At 67.9% G+C, this 20,984-nt stretch carries 13 protein-coding genes; 11 read left to right on the top strand and 2 right to left on the bottom strand.

The window, feature by feature from the left end:
• Positions 1-88: 88 nt before the first annotated feature.
• Complete coding sequence (norR, locus tag P7644_RS00895; RefSeq protein WP_404301133.1) at positions 89-1,678, bottom strand: nitric oxide reductase transcriptional regulator NorR; 1,590 nt, start codon at positions 1,676-1,678, stop codon at positions 89-91.
• A 148-nt stretch (positions 1,679-1,826) separates the two neighbouring features.
• Here norR and P7644_RS00890 point away from each other — a divergent pair, with 148 nt between their 5' ends.
• The 3 genes from P7644_RS00890 to P7644_RS00880 all read left to right on the top strand — a co-directional run bounded on the left by P7644_RS00890 (position 1,827) and on the right by P7644_RS00880 (position 8,308).
• The gene (locus P7644_RS00890; protein WP_404301132.1) at positions 1,827-4,133 is read left to right on the top strand and encodes a nitric-oxide reductase large subunit; all 2,307 of its coding nucleotides are present in this window, start codon (positions 1,827-1,829) and stop codon (positions 4,131-4,133) included.
• 14 nt (positions 4,134-4,147) lie between these two features.
• Positions 4,148-4,576: a hemerythrin domain-containing protein gene (locus tag P7644_RS00885; protein ID WP_404301131.1), complete on the top strand. Its 429-nt coding sequence runs from the start codon at positions 4,148-4,150 to the stop codon at positions 4,574-4,576.
• A gap of 372 nt (positions 4,577-4,948) precedes the next feature.
• Complete coding sequence (locus P7644_RS00880; protein WP_404301130.1) at positions 4,949-8,308, top strand: EAL domain-containing protein; 3,360 nt, start codon at positions 4,949-4,951, stop codon at positions 8,306-8,308.
• Between the two features lie 64 nt (positions 8,309-8,372).
• Here the strand turns inward: P7644_RS00880 and recQ are convergent, their stop codons facing one another.
• A complete protein-coding gene (recQ, locus tag P7644_RS00875) occupies positions 8,373-10,229 on the bottom strand; it encodes a DNA helicase RecQ (RefSeq protein WP_404301129.1) in 1,857 nt (618 codons plus the stop codon).
• 216 nt (positions 10,230-10,445) lie between these two features.
• Here recQ and P7644_RS00870 point away from each other — a divergent pair, with 216 nt between their 5' ends.
• The 8 genes from P7644_RS00870 to P7644_RS00835 all read left to right on the top strand — a co-directional run bounded on the left by P7644_RS00870 (position 10,446) and on the right by P7644_RS00835 (position 20,939).
• Complete coding sequence (locus P7644_RS00870; protein WP_404301128.1) at positions 10,446-11,411, top strand: Bug family tripartite tricarboxylate transporter substrate binding protein; 966 nt, start codon at positions 10,446-10,448, stop codon at positions 11,409-11,411.
• A gap of 173 nt (positions 11,412-11,584) precedes the next feature.
• Entirely contained in the window at positions 11,585-11,968 is a 384-nt protein-coding gene (locus P7644_RS00865; protein ID WP_404301127.1) for a cupin domain-containing protein, read from the top strand.
• Entirely contained in the window at positions 11,965-13,128 is a 1,164-nt protein-coding gene (locus tag P7644_RS00860) for an acyl-CoA dehydrogenase family protein (RefSeq protein ID WP_404301126.1), read from the top strand. Before P7644_RS00865 ends, P7644_RS00860 begins: the two co-directional genes overlap by 4 nt.
• A 37-nt stretch (positions 13,129-13,165) precedes the next feature.
• A complete protein-coding gene (locus P7644_RS00855) occupies positions 13,166-14,056 on the top strand; it encodes a LysR family transcriptional regulator (protein WP_404301125.1) in 891 nt (296 codons plus the stop codon).
• Positions 14,053-15,090 (top strand): homocysteine S-methyltransferase family protein, encoded by a 1,038-nt coding sequence (locus P7644_RS00850; RefSeq protein ID WP_404301124.1) that lies wholly within the window; start codon positions 14,053-14,055, stop codon positions 15,088-15,090. The genes P7644_RS00855 and P7644_RS00850 overlap by 4 nt, the downstream gene beginning before the upstream one ends.
• 120 nt (positions 15,091-15,210) lie before the next feature.
• The gene (gene mgtA / locus P7644_RS00845; protein ID WP_404301123.1) at positions 15,211-17,931 is read left to right on the top strand and encodes a magnesium-translocating P-type ATPase; all 2,721 of its coding nucleotides are present in this window, start codon (positions 15,211-15,213) and stop codon (positions 17,929-17,931) included.
• A gap of 56 nt (positions 17,932-17,987) precedes the next feature.
• The gene (locus P7644_RS00840) at positions 17,988-19,661 is read left to right on the top strand and encodes an isovaleryl-CoA dehydrogenase (protein ID WP_404301122.1); all 1,674 of its coding nucleotides are present in this window, start codon (positions 17,988-17,990) and stop codon (positions 19,659-19,661) included.
• A gap of 78 nt (positions 19,662-19,739) precedes the next feature.
• Positions 19,740-20,939 carry a threonine ammonia-lyase gene (locus tag P7644_RS00835; protein ID WP_404301121.1) on the top strand — a complete coding sequence of 400 codons (1,200 nt, stop codon included), beginning with the start codon at positions 19,740-19,742 and terminating at the stop codon, positions 20,937-20,939.
• Positions 20,940-20,984 lie beyond the last annotated feature (45 nt).

Below are 20,984 nucleotides of genomic sequence, written 5' to 3'. Positions count from 1 at the left end.
GGCTGACAAGCGGCGCGCCGAGGGGAGGCTCTGAACAGTTCCGCCGCTCAGCCCCCTCATTGCCGGCGCGGCCTCGGCGATGTTCAGTTCACCCCTTCATCCCCAGGCGCCGCGCCAGCTTGTGCAGGTTGCTGGCATCCACGTCCAGCGCGCGCGCGGCCTGGGCCCAGTTGCCCTGGTGGCGGTCCAGCGTGGTGGTGATGACCTGGCGCTGGCAGGCGTCGACGGCGTCGCGCAGGGTGCCGGCGGCCTGCGCCGCGGCGCTGGCGCTGGCGGGCGCAGGGGGGCTGGCATTGCCGGCGGCGGGCAGTTCCAGTGCGTCCAGGTCCAGCAGGCCGGCCTCCAGGGTGACGATGGCGTTGCGGTCCACGCCGCGGCTCAGGGCCTTCAGCGCCGCGCGGCTGATGACATGCTCCAGCTCACGCACGTTGCCGGGCCAGCGGTAGCGGCGCAGGGCCTCCTGGGCGTCGGGCGACAGGCGCAGGCTGCGCAGCCCCAGGCGGGCGCGGTTGAAGTCCAGGAAGCGTCCGGCCAGCAGCAGCACGTCGTTGCCGCGTTCGCGCAGCGGCGGTATGGGCACGGGGTAGACGGACAGGCGGTGGTACAGGTCGGCGCGAAAGGCGCCGCTGGCCACCTGCTCGCGCAGGTTGCGGTTGGTGGCGGCGATCACGCGCACGTTCACGCTGCGCGGGCGGTCGGCGCCCAGGCGCTGGATTTCGCCGTTCTGCAGCGTGCGCAGGAGCTTGGCCTGCACCGACAGGGGCAGCTCGCCCACCTCGTCCAGGAACAGGGTGCCGCCCTCGGCGGCCTCGAAGCGGCCGGGGCGGTCGCTCACGGCGCCGGAGAAGGCGCCGCGCACATGGCCGAAGAGTTCGCTTTCGGCCAGCGATTCGGGCAGGGCCGCGCAGTTGACGTGCACCAGCGGGTGTTTGTGGCGCGGCGACTGGTGGTGCAGCAGGCGCGCGAACAGCTCCTTGCCCACGCCGGTCTCGCCCAGCAGCAGCACCGGCAGCTCGGAGGCGGCGACGATGCCCAGCTCGTGCAGCAGGCGCTTCAAGGCCGGACTCTCGCCGACGATTTCCATCTCGCCGCCGCCGCGTTCCAGCGCCGCCAGGGCGGCGCCGCCTTCCACCAGGTTGGTGGATGCCAGGCGCAGCGCGCGCAGGTCCTGCTCCAGCCGGGCCACGCGGATCACCGACTCGACCAGCGGCACGCTGTGCGTCAGGCGCCGGCGCGCGGCCGGGCCGAAGGTGCCGGTGGTCAGCGCATCCAGCGTGAGCACGCCCCAGGGCCGCCCCTCCACATGCAGGCCCACGCCCATGCAGTCGTGCACCGGCAGCGGCTCGCCCACCAGGGTGTCGAGCAGGCCGTCGTAGGGGTCGGGCAGGTTGCTGTCGTGGTGAAAGCAGGTCACGTCGCGCTGCGCCAGGATGGCCGCCAGGCGCGGGTGCTGGCCGACGACGAAGCGCCGGCCCAGGGCGTCGCTGACCAGGCCGGTGACGGCCATGGGGCGCAGGCGCTCCTCTTCCAGGCGCAAGAGCGCCACCGCGCCGCAGCCGAACTGGGTGCGCAACACATCCACCAGCCGCTGCAGGCGCACGGCCTGGGGCAGCTCGGTGCCCAGGTCGGCGCACAGGGCCACCAGGGCGGCCGCGGCTTCAGCCTCTTTCACGGTCATAAAAACCCTTTATGGGTATATTTAACCCAGTTTGATTGGGGTTAATTTTACCTACATCGGTGTAAACCCTTGATTTACTGCGGTGCAGCATGCTGGCACCAAGCTTGCGTAACAGCCAGCGTTCATAGTGCAACGATGGAGGCCCTGCATGGGGAAATACGCCAAGTATTGGTACACGCTCATAGGCGTGCTGATCGTCACCTTCAGCCTATTAGGCTATTACGGTGTCGAGGTTTATCGCACCGCACCGCCGATTCCGGGCAAGGTGCTGGTGGAGGGCAGCGATAAGCCGCTGTATACCGAGGAGAGCATCCTGGACGGCCAGACCGCCTGGCAGTCCACGGGCGGCATGCAGCTGGGCTCCATCCTGGGCCATGGCGCCTACCAGGCCCCGGACTGGACGGCCGACTGGCTGCACCGCGAGCTGACGGCCTGGCTGGAGCTGGCCGCGCAGAAGGATTACGGCAAGACCTTTGCCGATCTGGACGTGGGCCAGCAGGCCGTGCTGCGTGACCGGCTGAAGACCGAGTACCGCAGCAACACCTTTGACAAGGCCGCGGACACGATGACCATCACGCCGCTGCGCGCCCAGGCCATTGCCGAGACGGCCAAGTACTACGACAAGCTGTTTGGCGACGACCCGTCGCTGCGCAAGTCGCGCGAGAGCTTTGCCATGAAGGAAAACACCCTGCCCAGCGCCGAGCGCCGCGCGCAGATGGCCGGCTTTTTCTTCTGGACCGCCTGGGCCGCCGCCACCGAGCGCCCCGCCGACGTGGGCGGCGGCAGCGGCGCCACCTATACCAACAACTGGCCGCACGAGCCCCTGATCGGCAACGTGCCGACCGGCGAGAACATGGTCTGGTCCATCATGAGCGTGGTCATCATGATGGCCGGCGTGGGCTTCCTGGTCTGGGGCTGGGCCTTCCTGCGCAAGCATGACGAGCAGGAACCGACCCCGCCCGCGCATGACCCACTCTCCCGCGTGCAGCTGACGCCCTCGCAGCGCTCGCTGGGCAAGTACCTGTTCCTGGTGGTGGCCCTGTTCTGCACCCAGGTGTTCCTGGGCGGCTTCACGGCCCACTACACGGTGGAAGGCCAGGAGTTCTACGGCATCAATGTCTCGCAGTGGTTCCCCTACGCACTGGTGCGCACCTGGCACCTGCAGGCGGCGCTGTTCTGGATCGCCACGGGCTTTCTGGCCGCCGGCCTGTTCCTGGCCCCGGTGATCAATGGCGGCAAGGATCCCAAGTACCAGAAGCTGGGCGTGGACGTGCTGTTCTGGGCGCTGGTCGTGGTGTGCGTGGGCTCGTTCATCGGCAACTACCTGACCATTGCCCACGTCATGCCCCAGGAGTGGAACTTCTGGCTCGGCCATCAGGGCTATGAGTACGTGGACCTGGGCCGCCTGTGGCAGATCGGCAAGTTTGCCGGCATCGCCTTCTGGCTGGTGCTGATGGCGCGCGCCATCTTCCCGGCACTGCTGGCCCCCAACGGCCAGGACAAGAACCTGCTGGCGCTGCTGACCTCGTCGGTGGTGTGCATCGGCCTGTTCTACGGCGCCGGCCTGTTCTATGGCGAGCGTACCCACATCTCGGTGATGGAGTACTGGCGCTGGTGGGTGGTGCACCTGTGGGTGGAGGGCTTCTTCGAGGTCTTCGCCACCACGGCCCTGGCCTTCATCTTCTCGACCCTGGGCCTGGTGTCCTACCGCATGGCCACGGCCGCCAGCCTGGCCTCGGCCTCCCTCTTCATGCTGGGCGGCGTGCCCGGCACCTTCCACCACCTGTATTTCGCCGGCACGACCACGCCGGTGATGGCCGTGGGCGCCTCCTTCAGCGCACTGGAAGTGGTGCCGCTGGTGGTGCTGGGCCATGAGGCCTGGGAGCACTGGCGCCTGCAGCACAAGACCGAGTGGATGCGCAAGCTGCGCTGGCCGCTGATGTGCTTCGTGGCCGTGGCCTTCTGGAACATGCTGGGCGCTGGCGTCTTCGGCTTCATGATCAACCCGCCGATCTCGCTGTACTACATCCAGGGCCTGAACACCACGCCGGTGCACGCCCACGCCGCGCTGTTTGGCGTCTATGGCTTCCTGGCCTTAGGGTTCACGCTGCTGGTGCTGCGCTATGTGCGCCCGGAGTTGCAGCTCAACGAGCGCCTGATGAAGACCGGTTTCTGGTGGCTCAACGCCGGCCTGGTGCTGATGATGTTCACCAGCCTGCTACCCATTGGCCTGTTCCAGTTCCACGCCAGCGTGACCCACGGCCTGTGGTATGCGCGCAGCGAGGAATTCATGCAGCAGCCCTTCCTGGAGACGCTGCGCTGGGTGCGCACCTTCGGTGACCTGGTGTTCATCACCGGCGCCCTGTGCGTGAGCTGGCAGGTGGCCAGCGGCGTGCTGTTCGGCGCCCGCACACCGGCCGAGCCCAGCGGCAACCTGGTTGGCGCCCGCCGCTGAGCAGAGGTTCTGCCATGAACATAGACCGCTTCAAGCATGACCATGTGGACATCCTGGGTCAGATCGACAACCTGCGCAAACTCACCCATGCGGGCGTGCAGGACAATGCCGCAGCCATCGCACGCGGCATCGTGGCGATCAGTTCCACCATCAAGCTGCACCTGGCGGTGGAGGACCGAATGCTGTACCCGGCGTTGGCCAAGTCCGGCAACCCCGAGCTGGCACGCCTGAGCCAGCGCTTTCAGCACGACATGGGCTCCATCGCCACGGCCTTCATGGCCTTTGCCCGGCAATGGAACACCGCCGAGAGAGTGCGCGGCAATGCCCAGGCCTTCCGCAACGAAGCCAACGACGTGCTGCGCCGCGTGCACGAGCGCATGCAGCGCGAGAACCGTGAGTTCTATCCGCGCATCGAGGCCGAGGAGGCGCTGGCGGCACCCTGAGGGAAGTAATAATTTCATAGCTGAAGACGCTTTTCCATAAATCGTTTCAGCGATATTTGCCTGATTATTTACATGTCTCAGAAAGTACCGTCATGCCCGCGTAGGCGGGCATCCAGCCTTTGCAGGGAACCATGGATTCCCGCCCCGGATCGAAGTCCGGGGTGACGTTCCTGCGCGGGAATGACGATGCGCAGAGAAGGCGTCTGAGATATGTTGCTACTCAGGCATATCTAACTCCGTCAGCAAGGAATGCATGGCACCTTGCTTTGAGCCGGCATCACGCCGGCTCTTTTTTTGCTTGGCCGGCCTGGCGTCTGAAACAATTGCGTACATTGCATACATTGCATCGCCAATCGCCACTCCCAGCACGCCATGCCGCCCACCCCCTATTTCACGGAGCTTCGTCAATCCGGATTTTGGCTCGCGTCCCTGCTGGCCGGGCTGTTGTTGCTCTGGGCGCTGCCACCCCCCGATGTGTCCCGCGACCTGGCGAGCTATTTGCCGCTGCACACCACCATGGAAGTGCTGTCGATTTCGATTGCGGCCATGGTGTTCGGCCTGGCCTGGGCCACACAGAAATACCGGCCCAACGGGCGCACCCTGATCCTGGGGCTGGGGCTGCTGGGGGTGGCCCTGCTGGACATGGGGCACAGCCTGTCCTTCCCCGGCATGCCCGACTTCATCACGCCCAGCGGCACGGAAAAGGGCATCCACTTCTGGCTGGCCGCGCGCTCCCTGGCCGCCGTGACCCTGCTCTGTGCGGCCTTGTGGCCCCAGCGCCAGCGCGGCCCGGCGGACCAGGCCGACCGCCTGCTCTGGCTGCTGGTGGTGCTCTTGATCGTGGGGGGCGCGCATTATGTTTTTCTGCTCCACCCGGACTGGATGCCGCGCACCTTCATCGCCGGCGAAGGCCTGACGCACTTCAAGATCCATTTCGAATACGGCCTGATCGCCGCCTACCTGCTGGCGGCATTGCTTTTCGGGCTGCAACTGCCCCGCTCCCACGGCCACGGCCTGGGGCAGCTGGCGCTGGCCGCATGCACCATGGCCATGAGCGAATTTTTCTTCACGCTCTATGCCAACGCCAACGATGTCTACAACATCGCCGGGCATGTCTACAAGATTCTGGCCTACGGTTTTCTGTGCCGCGGGCTGTTCACGGCGACGGTGCACAGCCCCTTCCAGGATCTGTGGGCCGCCGAGGCCAGGCAGCGGGCGACGCTGGCAACGCTGCCCGACCTGCTGTTAGAGGTGGACCGCCAGGGGGTTTGCTTGGCCGTCCATGCCAGCGAACCGGCCAAGCTGGCGGCGCCCATCGATCAGATACTGGGCAAAAAAATCGACGACATCCTCCCCCCCGAGGTCGCCGCCACTTGCTTCATGGCCCTGGCCGAGGCCGAGCGCAATGGCATCACCCGCGGCCAGCGCTACGGCCTGACACTGCCCACGGGCCTGCACCATTTTGAGCTGGCGATCGCCAAGAAGCCCGGCGCCACGCCCCCCGAGGACAGCTACCTGACGCTGGTCCGCGACATCACCGCCACGGTGCACAACGAGGAGCGCCTGGCGCTCCAGTCGCGCCAGCACGCGGCCCTGCTGGATTTGCAGCAGTACGACAACGACGAACCCGAGGCGGACTTTCTGCGCCGCGCCTTGCTGCATGCCCAGCAGCTCACGGGCAGTGACGTGGCGACCATCCATTTCGTGCCTAACGACCAGAGCCGCTGCGAGTTGGCCGCCAGCACGGCAGCGCCAGCCGACCAGCCCGACCTGGCCAACCACTGCCTGCAGGCGCTGCGTGAGCGCCACCCCGTCGTCCTGAACCTAGGCACCGCCCCCATACAGGCCGCCGAGCGGGCGCCCGCCAGCCTGGCGCGGCTGATCAGCCTGCCCCTGCTGGAGGGGGACAAGGTCTGCATGCTGCTGTGCGTGGGCAACAAGGCGCAGGACTATGACGTGCAGGATGTGCAAACGCTGCAAATGCTGGCCGACTCCATCTGGAGGCGCATCCACCAGCGGCGCCAGGATGCCCTGATCCACCGCCTGTCCGAGGCGCTGGACCAAAGCCCGCACCAGGTGGTCATCTGCGACACGCAGGCCCACGTCGTGTACGTCAACCGGGCCTTCAGCCAGGTCAGCGGCTACGGCGCGCAGGAAATACTGGGGCTCAATCCCAAAATGCTGCAATCGGGGCTGACGCCCCGCTCCACCTATGAAGACATGTGGCGCAAGCTGCCCCAGGGCCTGCCCTGGCAGGGCGAGCTCATCAACCGCCGCAAGAGCGGCCAGATCTATACCGAAAGCGCCTTCCTCTACCCGATCCGCGACGCCGCCGGCCAGATCACGCATTACGTCGCGCACAAGGAAGACATCACCCAGCGGCGCGAAGCCGAGGAGCGCATCCGCGCCCTGTCCAACTTCGACACGCTGACCGGCCTGCTCAACAAGAAGGCCTTCGACGAACAACTGGCCCTGGCCATCGAGAGGGCCGGCAGCAGCCGCCACAGGCTGTCCGTGATGTGGCTGAACCTGGACGGCTTCAAGCTCATCAACGAATCCCTGGGCCATGCGGCCGGCGACGAGCTGTTGGTGGAAGTCGCCAACCGTCTGCGCATCAGCCTGAGCCCGCACAGCACGCTGGCACGCTACTCCGGCGACGCCTTCGTGGCCATCGTGCCCAAGGCCGACCAGGCCAGCGTCGCCCTGATGGTGCAGGAGGCGTTGCTGCAGCTGCAGGCCAGCACGACCGTGCAAGGCCATCCCGTATCCATCAGCGCGTCGGCCGGCATTGCCGTGTATCCCAACGATGCCAGGACCGCCAGCACCCTGACCGCGGCCGCGGAAGTGGCCATGTACCGCGTCAAGCAGGACGGGCGCAACGGCCTGCGCTTCTTTGCCCCCGAGATGCAGGCCCACACGCAGCGCTCGCTGGAGCTGGCCACCGGCCTGAAGGATGCGGCGCACAACGCCGAGCTGTTCCTGGTCTACCAGCCGCAGCGCTCGCTGGGCCATGGCGCGCCGGACAGCGGCCCCCTGAGGGGCGCCGAGGCGCTGCTGCGCTGGCGCCACCCCAAATGGGGGCTGGTGTCGCCGGCCGAGTTCATCCCCATTGCCGAACAAAGCGGGGCCATCAGCGCCATCGACTTCTGGGTGGTGGAGCAGGCCGCGCGCCAGATACGCGCCTGGGATGCGGCCGGCCTGCCACCGCTGGTGATTGCCGTGAACCTGTCTGCGACCCAGTTTGGCCGCCCCCAGCTGGTGGAGGAATTGCTGCACATCGTGCGCCGCGTGGACGTACCGCCCCAGCGCATCGAGGTGGAACTGACCGAGGCCGTGGCACTCAAATACCCCGAACTGGCCGAAACCACCATAGCGCAGCTGCACGAGGCGGGCTTCAAGGTCGCGCTGGACGATTTCGGCACGGGCTATTCATCGATGAGCTACCTGAAGCGCTACGCCATCGACAAGCTGAAGATCGACCAGTCCTTCGTCAAGGACCTGAGCGCACAGCACAGCGACCTGGCCATCGTCACGGCCATTATCAAAATGGCCCACAGCCTGGGCATAAGCACCATCGCCGAAGGCGTGGAAACGGCCGAGCAGGCCACGCAGCTGCAGGCCTGCGGCTGCGACGAGATACAGGGCTACTGGTACAGCCGCCCCCTGGAGCCCGCGGCCTTCGAGGCCTTCGTCAAGGGGCATGCGCCCGATCAAACGACAGCTTGCGTTTAAAACACCCCCAGGCCCGGGCGCAACAGCCTGGCCTTCGACGTGCAGACGCTGCCGGCGTAGCCGGCTACGCCCCCACCACGCGCAGCACCTCGGCCCCGTAGGCCTCCAGCTTCTTCGTGCCCATGCCGCTGATGCCGTGCAGATCTTGAAGCGTGGCGGGGTTGCGCTCGGCAATCGCCGCCAGCGTGGCGTCGTGGAAGATCACATAGGCCGGCAGGTTGTGTTCGCGCGCCACCTCGGCGCGCCAGGCCTTGAGGTTGATGAAGCGCACCTGCGCGTCCTGCCCCAGGTCGGCGGCGGCGGCGCTGGCCTGGGCGGCGCGGCGCTTGGGTTTCGATGCGGCCTTGGCCGTGGCCTCGCGCAGCAGCACCTGCTGCTCACCGCGCAGCACGGGGCGCGAGCCCGGCGTGAGCGCCAGGGTGTCGAAGCTGTGGCCGGCGTCGGTCGTCACCTTGTGCAGACCCACGGCGCCCACGGCCAGCAGCTGGCGCAGCACGCCGCGCAGCTGCGCCTCGTGGTAGTCCTTGCCCAGGCCGAAGGTGGACAGCCCGTCGTGGCCAAACTGGCGCACCTTGTCGGTGGGCTTGCCGCGCACGATGTCCATCAAATGGCCGACACCAAAGGTCAGGCCGCTGGCCTCGTGCACGCGGTAGATGGTGGACAGGAGCTTGCGCGCCGCGTCCGTGCCGTCCCACACGGCGGGCGGGTTGAGGCAGTTGTCGCAGTTGCCGCAGGGCTGGGACTGCTCGCCGAAGTAGTGCAGCAGGCGCACGCGCCGGCAGTCCGTGGCCTCGGCCAGGGCCAGCAGGGCGTCGAGCTTGCCGCGCAGCACGGCCTTGAATTCCTCGGCCGCATCGCCCTCATCAATCATGCGGCGCTGGTTCACCACGTCCTGCAGGCCGTAGACCATCCAGGCGTCGGCCGGCAGGCCGTCGCGCCCGGCGCGGCCGGTCTCCTGGTAGTAGCCCTCGATGTTCTTGGGCATGTCCACATGGGCGACGAAGCGCACGTCCGGCTTGTCGATGCCCATGCCGAAGGCGATGGTGGCCACCATGACGATGCCGTCCTCGCGCAGGAAGCGATCCTGGTGCGCCTGGCGCATGTCGGCCGGCAAACCGGCGTGGTAAGGCAGGGCGTTGATGCCGCCGTCCTGCAGCGCCTGGGCCATTTCCTCGACGCGCCGACGCGACTGGCAATACACCACGCCCGCGTCGCCCAGGTGCTCGCGCGTGATGAAGCGCAGCAGCTGCGCCAGCGGCTCCTTTTTTTCCTCGATGCGATAGCGGATATTGGGCCGGTCGAAGCTGCTGACGAACTGGCGCGCGTCCTGCAGCTGCAGCCCCTGCACGATGTCGGCGCGCGTGAGTTCGTCGGCCGTGGCCGTGAGCGCGATGCGCGGCACGCCGGCGTAGCGCTCGTGCAATATGGACAGTTGCCGGTACTCGGGCCGGAAATCGTGGCCCCACTGGCTTACGCAATGCGCCTCGTCGATGGCAAACAGCGAGAGCTGGCCGCGCGCGTGCAGATCGTCCAGCAGGCCGATGAAGCGCTCGGTGGTCACGCGCTCGGGTGCGGCGTAGAGCAGCGTGATCTCGCCACGCGAGAGGCGCCGCTCCACCTCCAGCGTCTGCGGCCAGTCGAGCGTGGAGTTGAGAAAGGCCGCCTCCACCCCCGCTTCATGCAGCGCGCCCACCTGGTCGTGCATCAGCGCGATCAGCGGCGAGACCACCACCGTCACGCCGCGCCCGGCGTCGCGCCGGGCGATGGCCGGCACTTGGTAGCACAGGCTCTTGCCGCCGCCCGTAGGCATCAGCACCAGCGCATCGCCGCCGGCGATCACATGCTCAATGATGGCCTGCTGCGGGCCACGGAACTGCTCGTAGCCAAAGACGTCGTGCAGGACGAAATGCGCGGGGGACAAACCAGAAAACTCTCTTTTTGATAGCTTATAACGCTTGATAGATAAGCGTTACAAGCCAATTTGACACAAATTCCGCAGCGGCCGGCGCGGGCGTCTATTGTGCGCCCGGCCAACCATTCGCAATACCTATTGACCAGTCCGGCAATTGAATTTGACGCAAATGGCTGAATCGCCAAAGAATGGCGCGCAAAGCAAGCATTACAACGGAGACATGCCATGCAGACCCTGCTTCGCCGCAGCTTTATCGCCGGCGCCCTGGCCCTTGCGGCCACGGCGGCCCTGGCCCAGGCCTACCCCAGCGCGCCCGTGACCCTGGTCGTGCCCTTCGCGGCCGGCAGCGGCACCGACTCGGTGGCGCGCGCCGTGGCCGCAGGGCTGGCGGCGCGGCTCAAGCAGCCGGTGATCGTGGACAACAAGCCCGGCGCCAACGCCCAGGTGGCCGCGCAGTTCGTCGCCAAGGCCAAGCCCGACGGCTACACGCTGTTCATGACGACCAACACCTCGCACTCGGCGAATCCGGCGCTGTACAAGAACCTGAAGTACGACCCGATCAAGGACTTCACGCCCGTGGCGCGCGTGGGCGAGCTGCCGTTCGCGCTGGCCGTGCACCCCGCGCTGCCGGTGAAGACGCTGGCCGAGCTGCTGGACTACGCGCGCGCCAACCCGGGCAAGCTGAGCTATGCCACGCCCAACAGCACCTCGCTGGTGGCCATGGAGAGCATCAAGCACATCGCCAAAATCGACGTTCTGGGCGTGCCCTACAAATCGAGCCCCCAGGCCATGACCGACCTGGTGGGCGGCCAGGTGCAGGTGTATGTGGCCGATTTGGGATCGGGCATGGGCATGCTCAAGACCGACAAGGTGCGCACCCTGGGCATCACCACCGCCCAGCCCACGCCGCTGCTGCCGGGCGTGCCGGCCATAGGCCAGACGGTGAAGGGTTTCGACCTGACCTCGTGGAACGGCATCTTCGGCCCCGCGGGCCTGCCGCCGGCCGTGGTGCAGCGCCTGAACACCGAGCTGCAGGCCGCGCTGGCCGACAAGGAGCTGCAGGACAAGCTGGCGCAGATCGGCTTCCAGGTCTGGCCCAGCAAGACGCCCGAGGAATTCGCCCAGTACGTGGCCGGGCAACTGACGCACTGGCGCAGCCTGATCCAGCAGGCCGGCATTCAACCCGAATAAAAAATGCGACAACCCCCTGTGCGGCTGCGCCGCTTCCCCCTTCTCTCACGCTGCGCGTGGGAAGGGGGACGCCACCAGTGCTGCGGGGCGGCCCTTGCACGGCGGCCCTCGCATGGGGCGCGCCAGTTCCATCGGCTGCTGACAGTGCGCGACGCAATGGAGAAAGACCCCACATGACCATATCCCGCTACCTGGTGCGCGCCGCCAGCGTGCCCAGCTACCAGCCCGCCAACCACCACCACACGCACAACCAGCGCCTGATCGGCCCCGAGACCGTGGGCGCGCGCCAGATGGAGGTGCTGCTGGGCACGCTGCACAAGGGCGGCGGCGCCCTGCCGCATGCCCACCCGGGCATAGAGCAGGCCTGCTACCTGCTCGAAGGCACGGCCCGCGCCGAAGTGGCCGGCGAGGCCTTCGACATGGTGCCGGGCGATATGTGCTTCTTCCCGGCCGACCAGATGCATGTCTTCACCGTCACCAGCGAGCAGCCCGTGAAGCTGCTGGTGATCTACAGCCCGCCCTACGGCGAGTCTCCCGACAAGGTAATCCGACCATGAACTTCGCATTGACCCCCGAACAGGAACAGATCCAGGCCGCCATCGAGCGCGTCTGCGCACCGTTTGATGCCGACTACTGGCTGAAGAAAGACCAGGAGGGCGGCTTTCCGGCCGATTTTCACCAGGCGTTGGCCGACTCCGGCTGGCTCGGCATCGCCATGCCCGAGGAATACGGCGGCGCGGGCCTGGGGATCAGCGAGGCCGCGCTGATGATGCACACCATCTCGGCCACGGGCGCGGGCCTGTCGGGCGCCTCGGCCGTGCATATGAATATCTTCGGCCTGCACCCGGTGGTGGTGTTCGGCACCGATGAGCAAAAGAGGCGCTGGCTGCCGCCGCTGATCCAGGGCCGGGACAAGGCCTGCTTCGGTGTGACCGAGCCCAACACGGGCCTGAACACCCTCAAGCTCAAGACCCGCGCCGTGCGCGAGGGCGACCACTACGTGGTGCACGGGCAGAAGGTGTGGATCAGCACCGCGCAGGTGGCCAACAAGATCCTGCTGCTGACGCGCACCACGCCAGTGGAAGAGGCGCGCGGCACCGAAGGGCTGACCCTGTTCTACACGGATCTGGACCGCAGCAAGATCGAGGTGCACGAGATCGACAAACTGGGCCGCAAGTGTGTGGACACCAACCAGCTGTTCATCGACGGCCTGCGCATCCCCGTGGAGGACCGCGTGGGCGAGGAGGGCAAGGGCTTTTCCTACATCCTGCACGGCATGAACCCCGAGCGCATCCTGATCGCCGCCGAGGCCGTGGGCCTGGGCCGCGCGGCGCTGGCGCGCGCCGCCGGCTATGCCGCCGAGCGCGAGGTGTTCGGCCGCCCGATCGGCAAGAACCAGGGCATACAGCACCCGCTGGCCGAAGTGTGGATGGAGCTGGAGGCCGCGCACCTGATGGTGCAGAAGGCCGCCTGGCTCTACGACCAGGGCAGAAACTGCGGCGCCGAGGCCAACGCCGCCAAATACCTGGCCGCCGAGGCAGGCTACCGCGCCTGCGAGCGCGCCATCTTCACGCATGGCGGCATGGGCTATGCCAAGGAATACCACGTCGAGCGCTACATGCGCGAGTCGTGGATCCCGCGCCTGGCGCCCGTGAGCCCGCAGCTCATCCTGTGCTTCATCGCCGAAAAGGTGCTGGGCCTGCCCAAGTCGTATTGAGCCCATTGGAGAAGCGCGCGTGGTGCATCATGCCGGCATGAAACTGCACCTGCTGCGCTACTTTGCCGTGCTCGCCGAAGAGCTGCACTTCGGCCGCGCGGCCGGGCGCCTGGCCATTACCCAGCCGCCGCTGTCCTCGGGCATCAAGGCGCTGGAGGAGGAGCTGGGCGTGCGCCTGTTCGAGCGCAGCAGCAAGCATGTGGCCCTGACGGCGGCGGGCCAGGCCTATCTGGCCGAGGTGCGCGTGGTGCTGGACCGCGTGGCCAGCGCGGCCGAGACGGCGCGCGCCGTGGCCGCGGGGCTGCAGGGGCGGCTGGACATAGGCTTTACCGGCTCCATGGTCTACCGCGACATGCCGCGCATCGTGCGCGCCTTCGGGCAGCGCGCGCCGGGCATCGAGGTGCAGCTGCGCGAGCTGTCCTCCAGCGAGCAGCTCGACGCGCTGCTGCGCCGCCAGCTGCACGCCGGCTTCGTCAACGCCGCCACCATGCCGCCGCACCTGGCCTGCCGGCCGCTGGCGGCCGACCATTTCGTCTGCTGCCTGCCCGAGGGCCATGCGCTCGCGCACCAGGCCAGCGTCGCGCTGGGCGCGCTGGAGCAGGAGAGCTTCGTGATGTTCGCGCGCGATGTCGCGCCCGCCAACCACGACAACGTGATCGCGCTGTTCCAGCGCGCCGGCATCCACCCGCGCACGCGCCACGCGGCAAGGCAATGGCTCACGGTGGTCTCGCTGGTGGCGCTGGGCCTGGGCGTGGCCCTGGTGCCCGCGTCGCTGGCCCAGGCGGGCGTGCAGGGCGTGCGCTTCGTGCCCATCGCGGGGCTGCACCACCCCACGGTGGGCGTGCTCGCCTGGCACGAGGAGGCCGACGCCCCCGCGCTGCGGGTGTTTCTGGAATGCGCGGCACCCTTCCTACAATCGGGCCCATGACCCTGCCTGCCTACACCCGCGCTCAAGCGCTGCCCGCCATCCTCGAACAACGCATCGCCATCCTGGACGGCGCCATGGGCACCATGATCCAGCGCTTCAAGCTGACCGAGGCGCAGTACCGCGGCGAGCGCTTCAAGGACTTTGCGCGCGACGTGAAGGGCAACAACGAGCTGCTCAGCCTGACGCGCCCGGACGTGATCCGCGACATCCACGAAGGGTATCTGGCCGCCGGCGCCGACCTGATCGAGACCAACACCTTCGGCGCCACAGCAATAGCGCAGGACGACTACGGCATGGCCGACCTGGCCTACGAGATGAACCTGGAGAGCGCGAAACTGGCGCGCGCGGCCTGCGACAAGTTCTCCACGCCGGACAAGCCGCGCTTCGTCGCCGGCGCGCTCGGCCCCACGCCCAAGACCGCCAGCATCAGCCCCGACGTGAACGACCCCGGCGCGCGCAACATCAGCTTCGAGCAGCTGCGCGCCGCCTACCTGGAGCAGACGCTGGCGCTGATCAAGGGCGGCGCCGACGTGATCCTGGTCGAGACCATCTTCGACACGCTGAACGCCAAGGCCGCGCTGTTCGCCATCGACGAGGCGTTCGAGCAGACGGGCGAGGTGCTGCCCATCATGATCAGCGGCACGGTGACGGATGCGTCCGGCCGCATTCTGTCGGGCCAGACGGTGACGGCCTTCTGGCACAGCGTGCGCCATGCGCACCCGCTGTCCATCGGCCTCAATTGCGCACTCGGCGCGGCGTTGATGCGCCCCTACATCCAGGAGCTGGCCCGCGCCGCACCGGACACCTTCATCAGCTGCTACCCCAACGCCGGCCTGCCCAACCCGATGAGCGACACCGGCTTCGACGAGACCCCCGAGGTCACCAGCCGCCTGGTGCACGAGTTCGCCGCCGAGGGCCTGGTGAACATCGTGGGCGGCTGCTGCGGCACCACCCCGGACCATATAGGCGCCATTGCGCGCGCCGTGGCGCCGGTGGGCACGCGCAAGCTGTTCTCAGACATCGCGGTGCGGTAAGCGCGATTTCGGTGCGCTTGCGCACCAGACTCCGATTCAGCACCATGCAAGCCGGCTTACGAGGACAAGCGCCGCCGCACTGACACATGCATCCGGCAGAGGAGTTTCAGGAGCGCTCCCATGCACTACAAGATTCTGCGTGAGGTCTTCGCCGGTTTCGTGCGCACGCGCCGCATGGTGCGCCACTTCAGGCGCCTGGCCCTGCTGGAGACCCTGACCCGCACCGGCGTCAGTCGGGAGCTGCCCGCCGCGCAGTCCAGGCTCCTGGCTGCGGCGGCAAAGGCCGACACCGAGGCCCTGCTGCAGCGGCTCGGCAGCACCACCGCCGGCCTGGCCGAGGCACAGGCCGACGCCATTCGCCTGCGCGTGGGCCCCAACGAGGTGGAGCATGAAAAGCCCCTGCCCTGGTGGATGCACCTGTGGCACTGCTACCGCACCCCTTTCAGCCTGCTGCTGACGCTGCTGGCCGCCATCTCCTACCTGACCCATGACATGAAGGGCGCCCTGGTGATTGGCAGCATGGTGGCGCTGTCCACGCTGCTGCGCTTTTGGCAGGAGGGCAAGTCCAACAGGGCCGCCGACGCGCTCAAGGCCATGGTCAGCAACACCGCGACGGTGCTGCGCGGCAGCCTGCCCGATGGCACGGGCGCACGGCACGTGGAGCTGGCCATCAGGCTGCTGGTGCCCGGCGACCTGATCCTGCTGTCGGCCGGCGACATGATTCCTGCCGACTGCCGCGTGCTCGCGGCCAAGGACCTGTTCGTGGCCCAGGCGGCCATGACCGGCGAGTCCATGCCGGTGGAAAAGGCGGCCGTCCAACGCGACACCGGCGCCGGCAACCCGCTGGAGCTGGACAACATCGTGTTCATGGGCACCAACGTGGTCTCGGGCTCGGCCACGGCCGTGGTGCTGTCGACCGGCAACGCCACCTACTTCGGCGCGCTGGCCAGCCGCGTCATCGCCACCGACCGCGCCCCCACCTCCTTCCAGGCGGGCGTGAACAAGGTCAGCTGGCTGCTGATCCGCTTCATGTTCGTGATGGCGCCACTGGTGCTCTTCATCAACGGTTTTTCCAAGGGCGACTGGCTGGAGGCGCTGCTGTTCGCCCTGGCCGTCGCCGTGGGCCTGACGCCCGAGATGCTGCCCATGATCGTGACCTCGACACTGGCCAAGGGCGCGGTGTTCCTGTCGCGCAAGAAGGTCATCGTCAAGAGGCTGGACGCGATCCAGAACTTCGGCGCCATGGATGTCCTCTGTACCGACAAGACCGGCACGCTGACGCAGGACAGGATCTTCCTGGCGCGCCATGTCGATGTCTGGGGCGCGGAGTCCGACGAGGTGCTGGAGCTGGCCTACCTCAACAGCTACTACCAGACGGGCCTGAAGAACCTGCTGGACGTGGCCGTGCTGGAGCACGCCGAGGTGCACCGCGAGCTCGAACCCGCGAAGAACTTCCGCAAGGTCGATGAAATCCCGTTCGACTTCAACCGCCGGCGCATGTCGGTGGTGGTGGCCGAGCGCGATGCGCACCACCTGCTCATCACCAAGGGCGCGGTGGAGGAGGTGCTGGCCGTGTGCACCCAGGTGCGCCATGGCGCGGCAGCCGAGCCCCTGACGCCCGAGCTGCTGGAGCGCATTCGCGCCGTGACGGCCGAACTGAACGAGGAGGGGCTGCGCGTGGTGGCCGTGGCCGCCCGGGAAGGGCCGCCGACGCAGGAGGTCTACGGCCTGGCCGACGAAAGCGCCCTGACCCTGATCGGCTACGTGGCCTTTCTCGATCCCCCGAAGGATTCCACGGCCGCGGCGCTCAAGGCCCTGGCCGAGCACCGCGTGGCCGTGAAGGTGCTGACCGGCGACAACGCGCTGGTGGCCGCCAAGATCTGCCGCGAAGTGGGTCTGGCGCAGCAGGGCGTGCTGCTGGGCGGCGACATCGAGCGCATGAGCGACCAGGAGCTGGACCTGGCAGTGCAGCAGCACAACCTGTTTGCCAAGCTCACGCCCATGCACAAGGAGCGCGTCGTGCGCCGGCTCAAGGCGGGCGGCCATGTGGTGGGCTTCCTGGGCGACGGCATCAACGATGCGCCGGCGCTGCGCGCGGCCGACATCGGCATCTCGGTGGACAGCGCGGTGGACATCGCCAAGGAGGCCGCCGACATCATCCTGCTGGAGAAGAGCCTGATGGTGCTGGAGCAGGGCGTGCTGGAGGGCCGGCGCACCTTCGCCAACATGCTCAAGTACATCAAGATGACGGCCAGCTCGAATTTCGGCAACGTCCTGTCGGTGCTGGTGGCCTCGGCCTTCCTGCCGTTCCTGCCGATGCTGCCGATCCACCTGCTGGTGCAGAACCTGCTGTACGACATCTCGCAGATCGCGATCCCGTTCGACAACGTGGACGAGGAGCTGCTGCGCCAGCCGCTGCGCTGGCAGCCGGGCGACATAGGGCGCTTCATGGTGTTCTTCGGGCCCATCAGCTCGGTGTTCGACATCACCACCTTCGCCATGATGTGGTTCGCCTTCGGCGCACAGACGCCCGCGCAGCAGACGCTGTTCCAGTCGGGCTGGTTCGTCGTCGGCCTGCTCACGCAGACCCTGATCGTGCACATGATCCGCAGCCCCAAGCTGCCCTTCATCCAGAGCCGCGCGGCCACGCCGCTGCTGGTGATGACCGGCCTCATCATGGCCACGGGCCTCTTCCTGCCCATGGGGCCGCTGGCGCATTACTTCAAGCTGCAGGCGCTGCCGCCGCTGTACTTCGCGCTGCTGCCGCTGATCGTGCTGGGCTACATGGTGCTGACCCAGGCCATGAAGGGCATCTACCGGCGACGCTGGGGCTGGCAGTAATCGGCAGTCGGAATAGACTTAGCCGCCGGACGCAACGCACGCGAGGCAGGCGCACCATGGACTGGACCACCCACCAAGTCTTCAATCAGTTCCCCGAGCTGGCCGACTACGACCCGCTGGCCACCGACCCCGCCCTGTGCGAGGCGCTGCAGCGCGCGGGCGCGGCCTGGGCCCGCCCCGCGCTGGAGCGCTACGCGCAGCGCCTGGGCAGCTTTGACACCTATGCGCTGGCGCAGCAGGCCAACCGCCACCCGCCCGAGCTGCAGCGCTTTGACAGCCGCGGGCAGCGCATCGACGCGCTGGAATTCCACCCCGCCTGGCACGAGCTGATGGCGCTGTACCGCGCGCAGGGCCTGGTTTCGCTACCGTTTCGAGAGCTTCACACGGGCCGCTGGACTGCCTGGGCGGCCGGTTTTTATCTGCACGGCCAGGTAGAACAGGGCACGCTGTGCCCGGCGACCATGACCCAGGCCGCGATACCACTGCTGCAGAAGGAGGACGCGCTCTGGGCCCAGCTCAAGGACAGGCTCTACAGCGACGCCTACGACGCGCGCGACCTGCCCGTGGCGCACAAGGCCAGCATCTGGCTGGGCATGGGCATGACGGAAAAGCAGGGCGGATCGGACCTGCGCGCCAACACCACGCTGGCCATGCCGGTGAAGGCCGGCGGGCGCGGCAGCGAATACCTGCTGCGCGGGCACAAGTGGTTCTTCTCGGCGCCGCAGTGCGACGCGCACCTGGTGACGGCCCGCGTCGGCGCCGGTGGGCCATCCTCGGCGGGTTTGGCCTGCTTCTACCTGCCGCGCTGGCGCCCGGACGGCCGCCGCAACGCGGTGCGCGTGCAGCGCCTGAAGGACAAGGTCGGCAACCGCAGCAACGCCAGCAGCGAGGTGGAGTTCGAGGACGCCTGGGCCATCCTGATGGGCGAGGAGGGCCGCGGCATCGCCACCATCATCGAGATGGCCGGCTACACGCGCCTCAACTGCGTGGCCGGCAGCGCCGCCATACTGCGCCAGGCCACGGTGCAGGCCATCGCCTATGCGCGCCGGCGCCAGGCCTTCGGCAAGCAGCTTTCCGAGCAGCCGCTGATGCGCGCCGTGCTGGCCGACCTGGCGCTGGAGAGCGAGGCCGCCCTGCTGCTCTTGATGCGCCTGGCCCAGGCCTTCGAGCGTGAGACGGAGAACGCCGCCGAACGCGCATGGAAGCGCGCGATGACGCCGGCCGCCAAATTCTGGGTCTGCAAGCGCGCCGTGGAGCTGACGGGCGAGGCCATGGAGGTCTTCGGCGGCAATGGCTATGTGGAGGACGGCGTGATGGCGCGGCTGCTGCGCGAGGCACCGGTGAATTCCATCTGGGAGGGCTCGGGCAACGTCATGTGCCTGGACCTGCTGCGCGCCCTGGCCCGCGAGCCCGAGGCCGCCCAGGCCCTGCTGGCCGAGCTGCGGGAGACGGCCGCGGGCGAGCCGCGCCTGGCCGCAGCGCTGCGCGAGCTGCAGGCGCTGCTGGCCCTGCCGCCCACCGAGCTGGAGGCCCTGGGCCGGCTGCTGGCCCAGCGCCTGGTGCTGCTGGCCCAGGCCTGCCTGCTGCGCCGGCACGCCCCGGCCGCCATGGCCGACGCCTTCATCGCCACGCGCCTGGACGATGCCGGCGCGGGCCGCGTGGCCGGCGCCATCGACCTGCGCGGCATGAACGTGGCGGCCATCCTGGCGCGCGCCTTTCCCGCCGCCTGACCAGCAGACTCATAGGCAAAACGGGCTTTAACACAAGCGTATAAAGCGTCAAAAGCTCATTTATTCATAGTGACCATCATGCTCACCCTTCAAGACATACAGGACGCCGCCACCCGCCTGCGCGGCCAGGTGCTGGATACCCCCTGCGTGGAATCGCGCACGCTCTCGCAGATCGTCGGCGCGCAGGTGTTCCTCAAGTTCGAGAACCTGCAGTTCACCGCCTCGTTCAAGGAGCGCGGCGCCTGCAACAAGCTGAGCCAGCTCACGCCCGAGGAGCGCGCCCACGGCGTCGTGGCCATGAGCGCGGGCAACCATGCCCAGGGCGTGGCCTACCACGCGCAGCGCCTGGGCCTGCGCGCCGTGATCGTCATGCCACGCTTCACCCCCGGCGTGAAGGTGGAGCGCACGCGCGGCTTCGGCGCCGAGGTGGTGCTGCACGGCGACACGCTGGAGGAGGCGCGCGCCCACGCCTACCAACTGGCGCAGGAGCAGCAGCTGACCTTCGTCCACCCCTATGACGATGAAGCGATTGCCGCCGGCCAGGGCACGATCGCGCTGGAGATGCTGGCCGAGCAGCCGGATCTGGACGCGCTCGTCATCGCCGTCGGCGGCGGCGGCCTGCTGGCGGGCATTGCCACCGCGGCGCGGGCCCTCAAGCCGGGCCTGGACATCGTCGGCGTGCAGGCGGCGCGCTTTCCATCCATGGTCAACGCCATCCAGGGCACGCAGCACCCGCAGGGGCAGTCAACAATAGCCGAGGGCATCGCCGTGGGCCAGCCCGGCGAGATCACGCGCGACATCATTGCCCGCCTGGTAAACGAGCTGCTGCTGGTGCAGGAGGGCGACATCGAGCAGGCCGTGCTGATGCTGCTGGAGATCGAGAAAACCCTGGTCGAGGGCGCGGGCGCCGCCGGCCTGGCCGCGCTGCTGCGCTACCCCGAGCGCTTTCGCGGCAAGAAGGTGGGGCTGGTGCTCTCGGGCGGCAACATCGACCCGCTGCTGCTGGCGGCCATCATCGAGCGCGGCATGGTGCGCTCCGGGCGCCTGGCGCGCATCATGGTCAGCGCGCGCGACATCCCCGGCGTGCTGGCGCGCATCACCGCCACCGTGGCCGAGGCCGGCGCCAACATCGAGGAGGTGCACCACCAGCGCGCCTTCACCATGCTGGCCGCGCAGAACGTGGAGATCGAGCTGGTGCTGCAGACACGCGGCAAGGCGCATATCCAGCAGGTGCTGGACCAGCTGCGCGCGGCCCATATGGAGGCCGAGCTGCGCTGATGCGGGTAAGGCCGGGGCGCGGCGCCCGGCAATGCCGCTAGACTG

Source organism: Alicycliphilus denitrificans, assembly GCF_044792555.1.
Lineage (GTDB): Bacteria > Pseudomonadota > Gammaproteobacteria > Burkholderiales > Burkholderiaceae_C > Alicycliphilus > Alicycliphilus denitrificans_A.
Note: the sequence above shows the minus strand (reverse complement) of the source record. Positions and strands in the feature narration are given on the sequence as shown.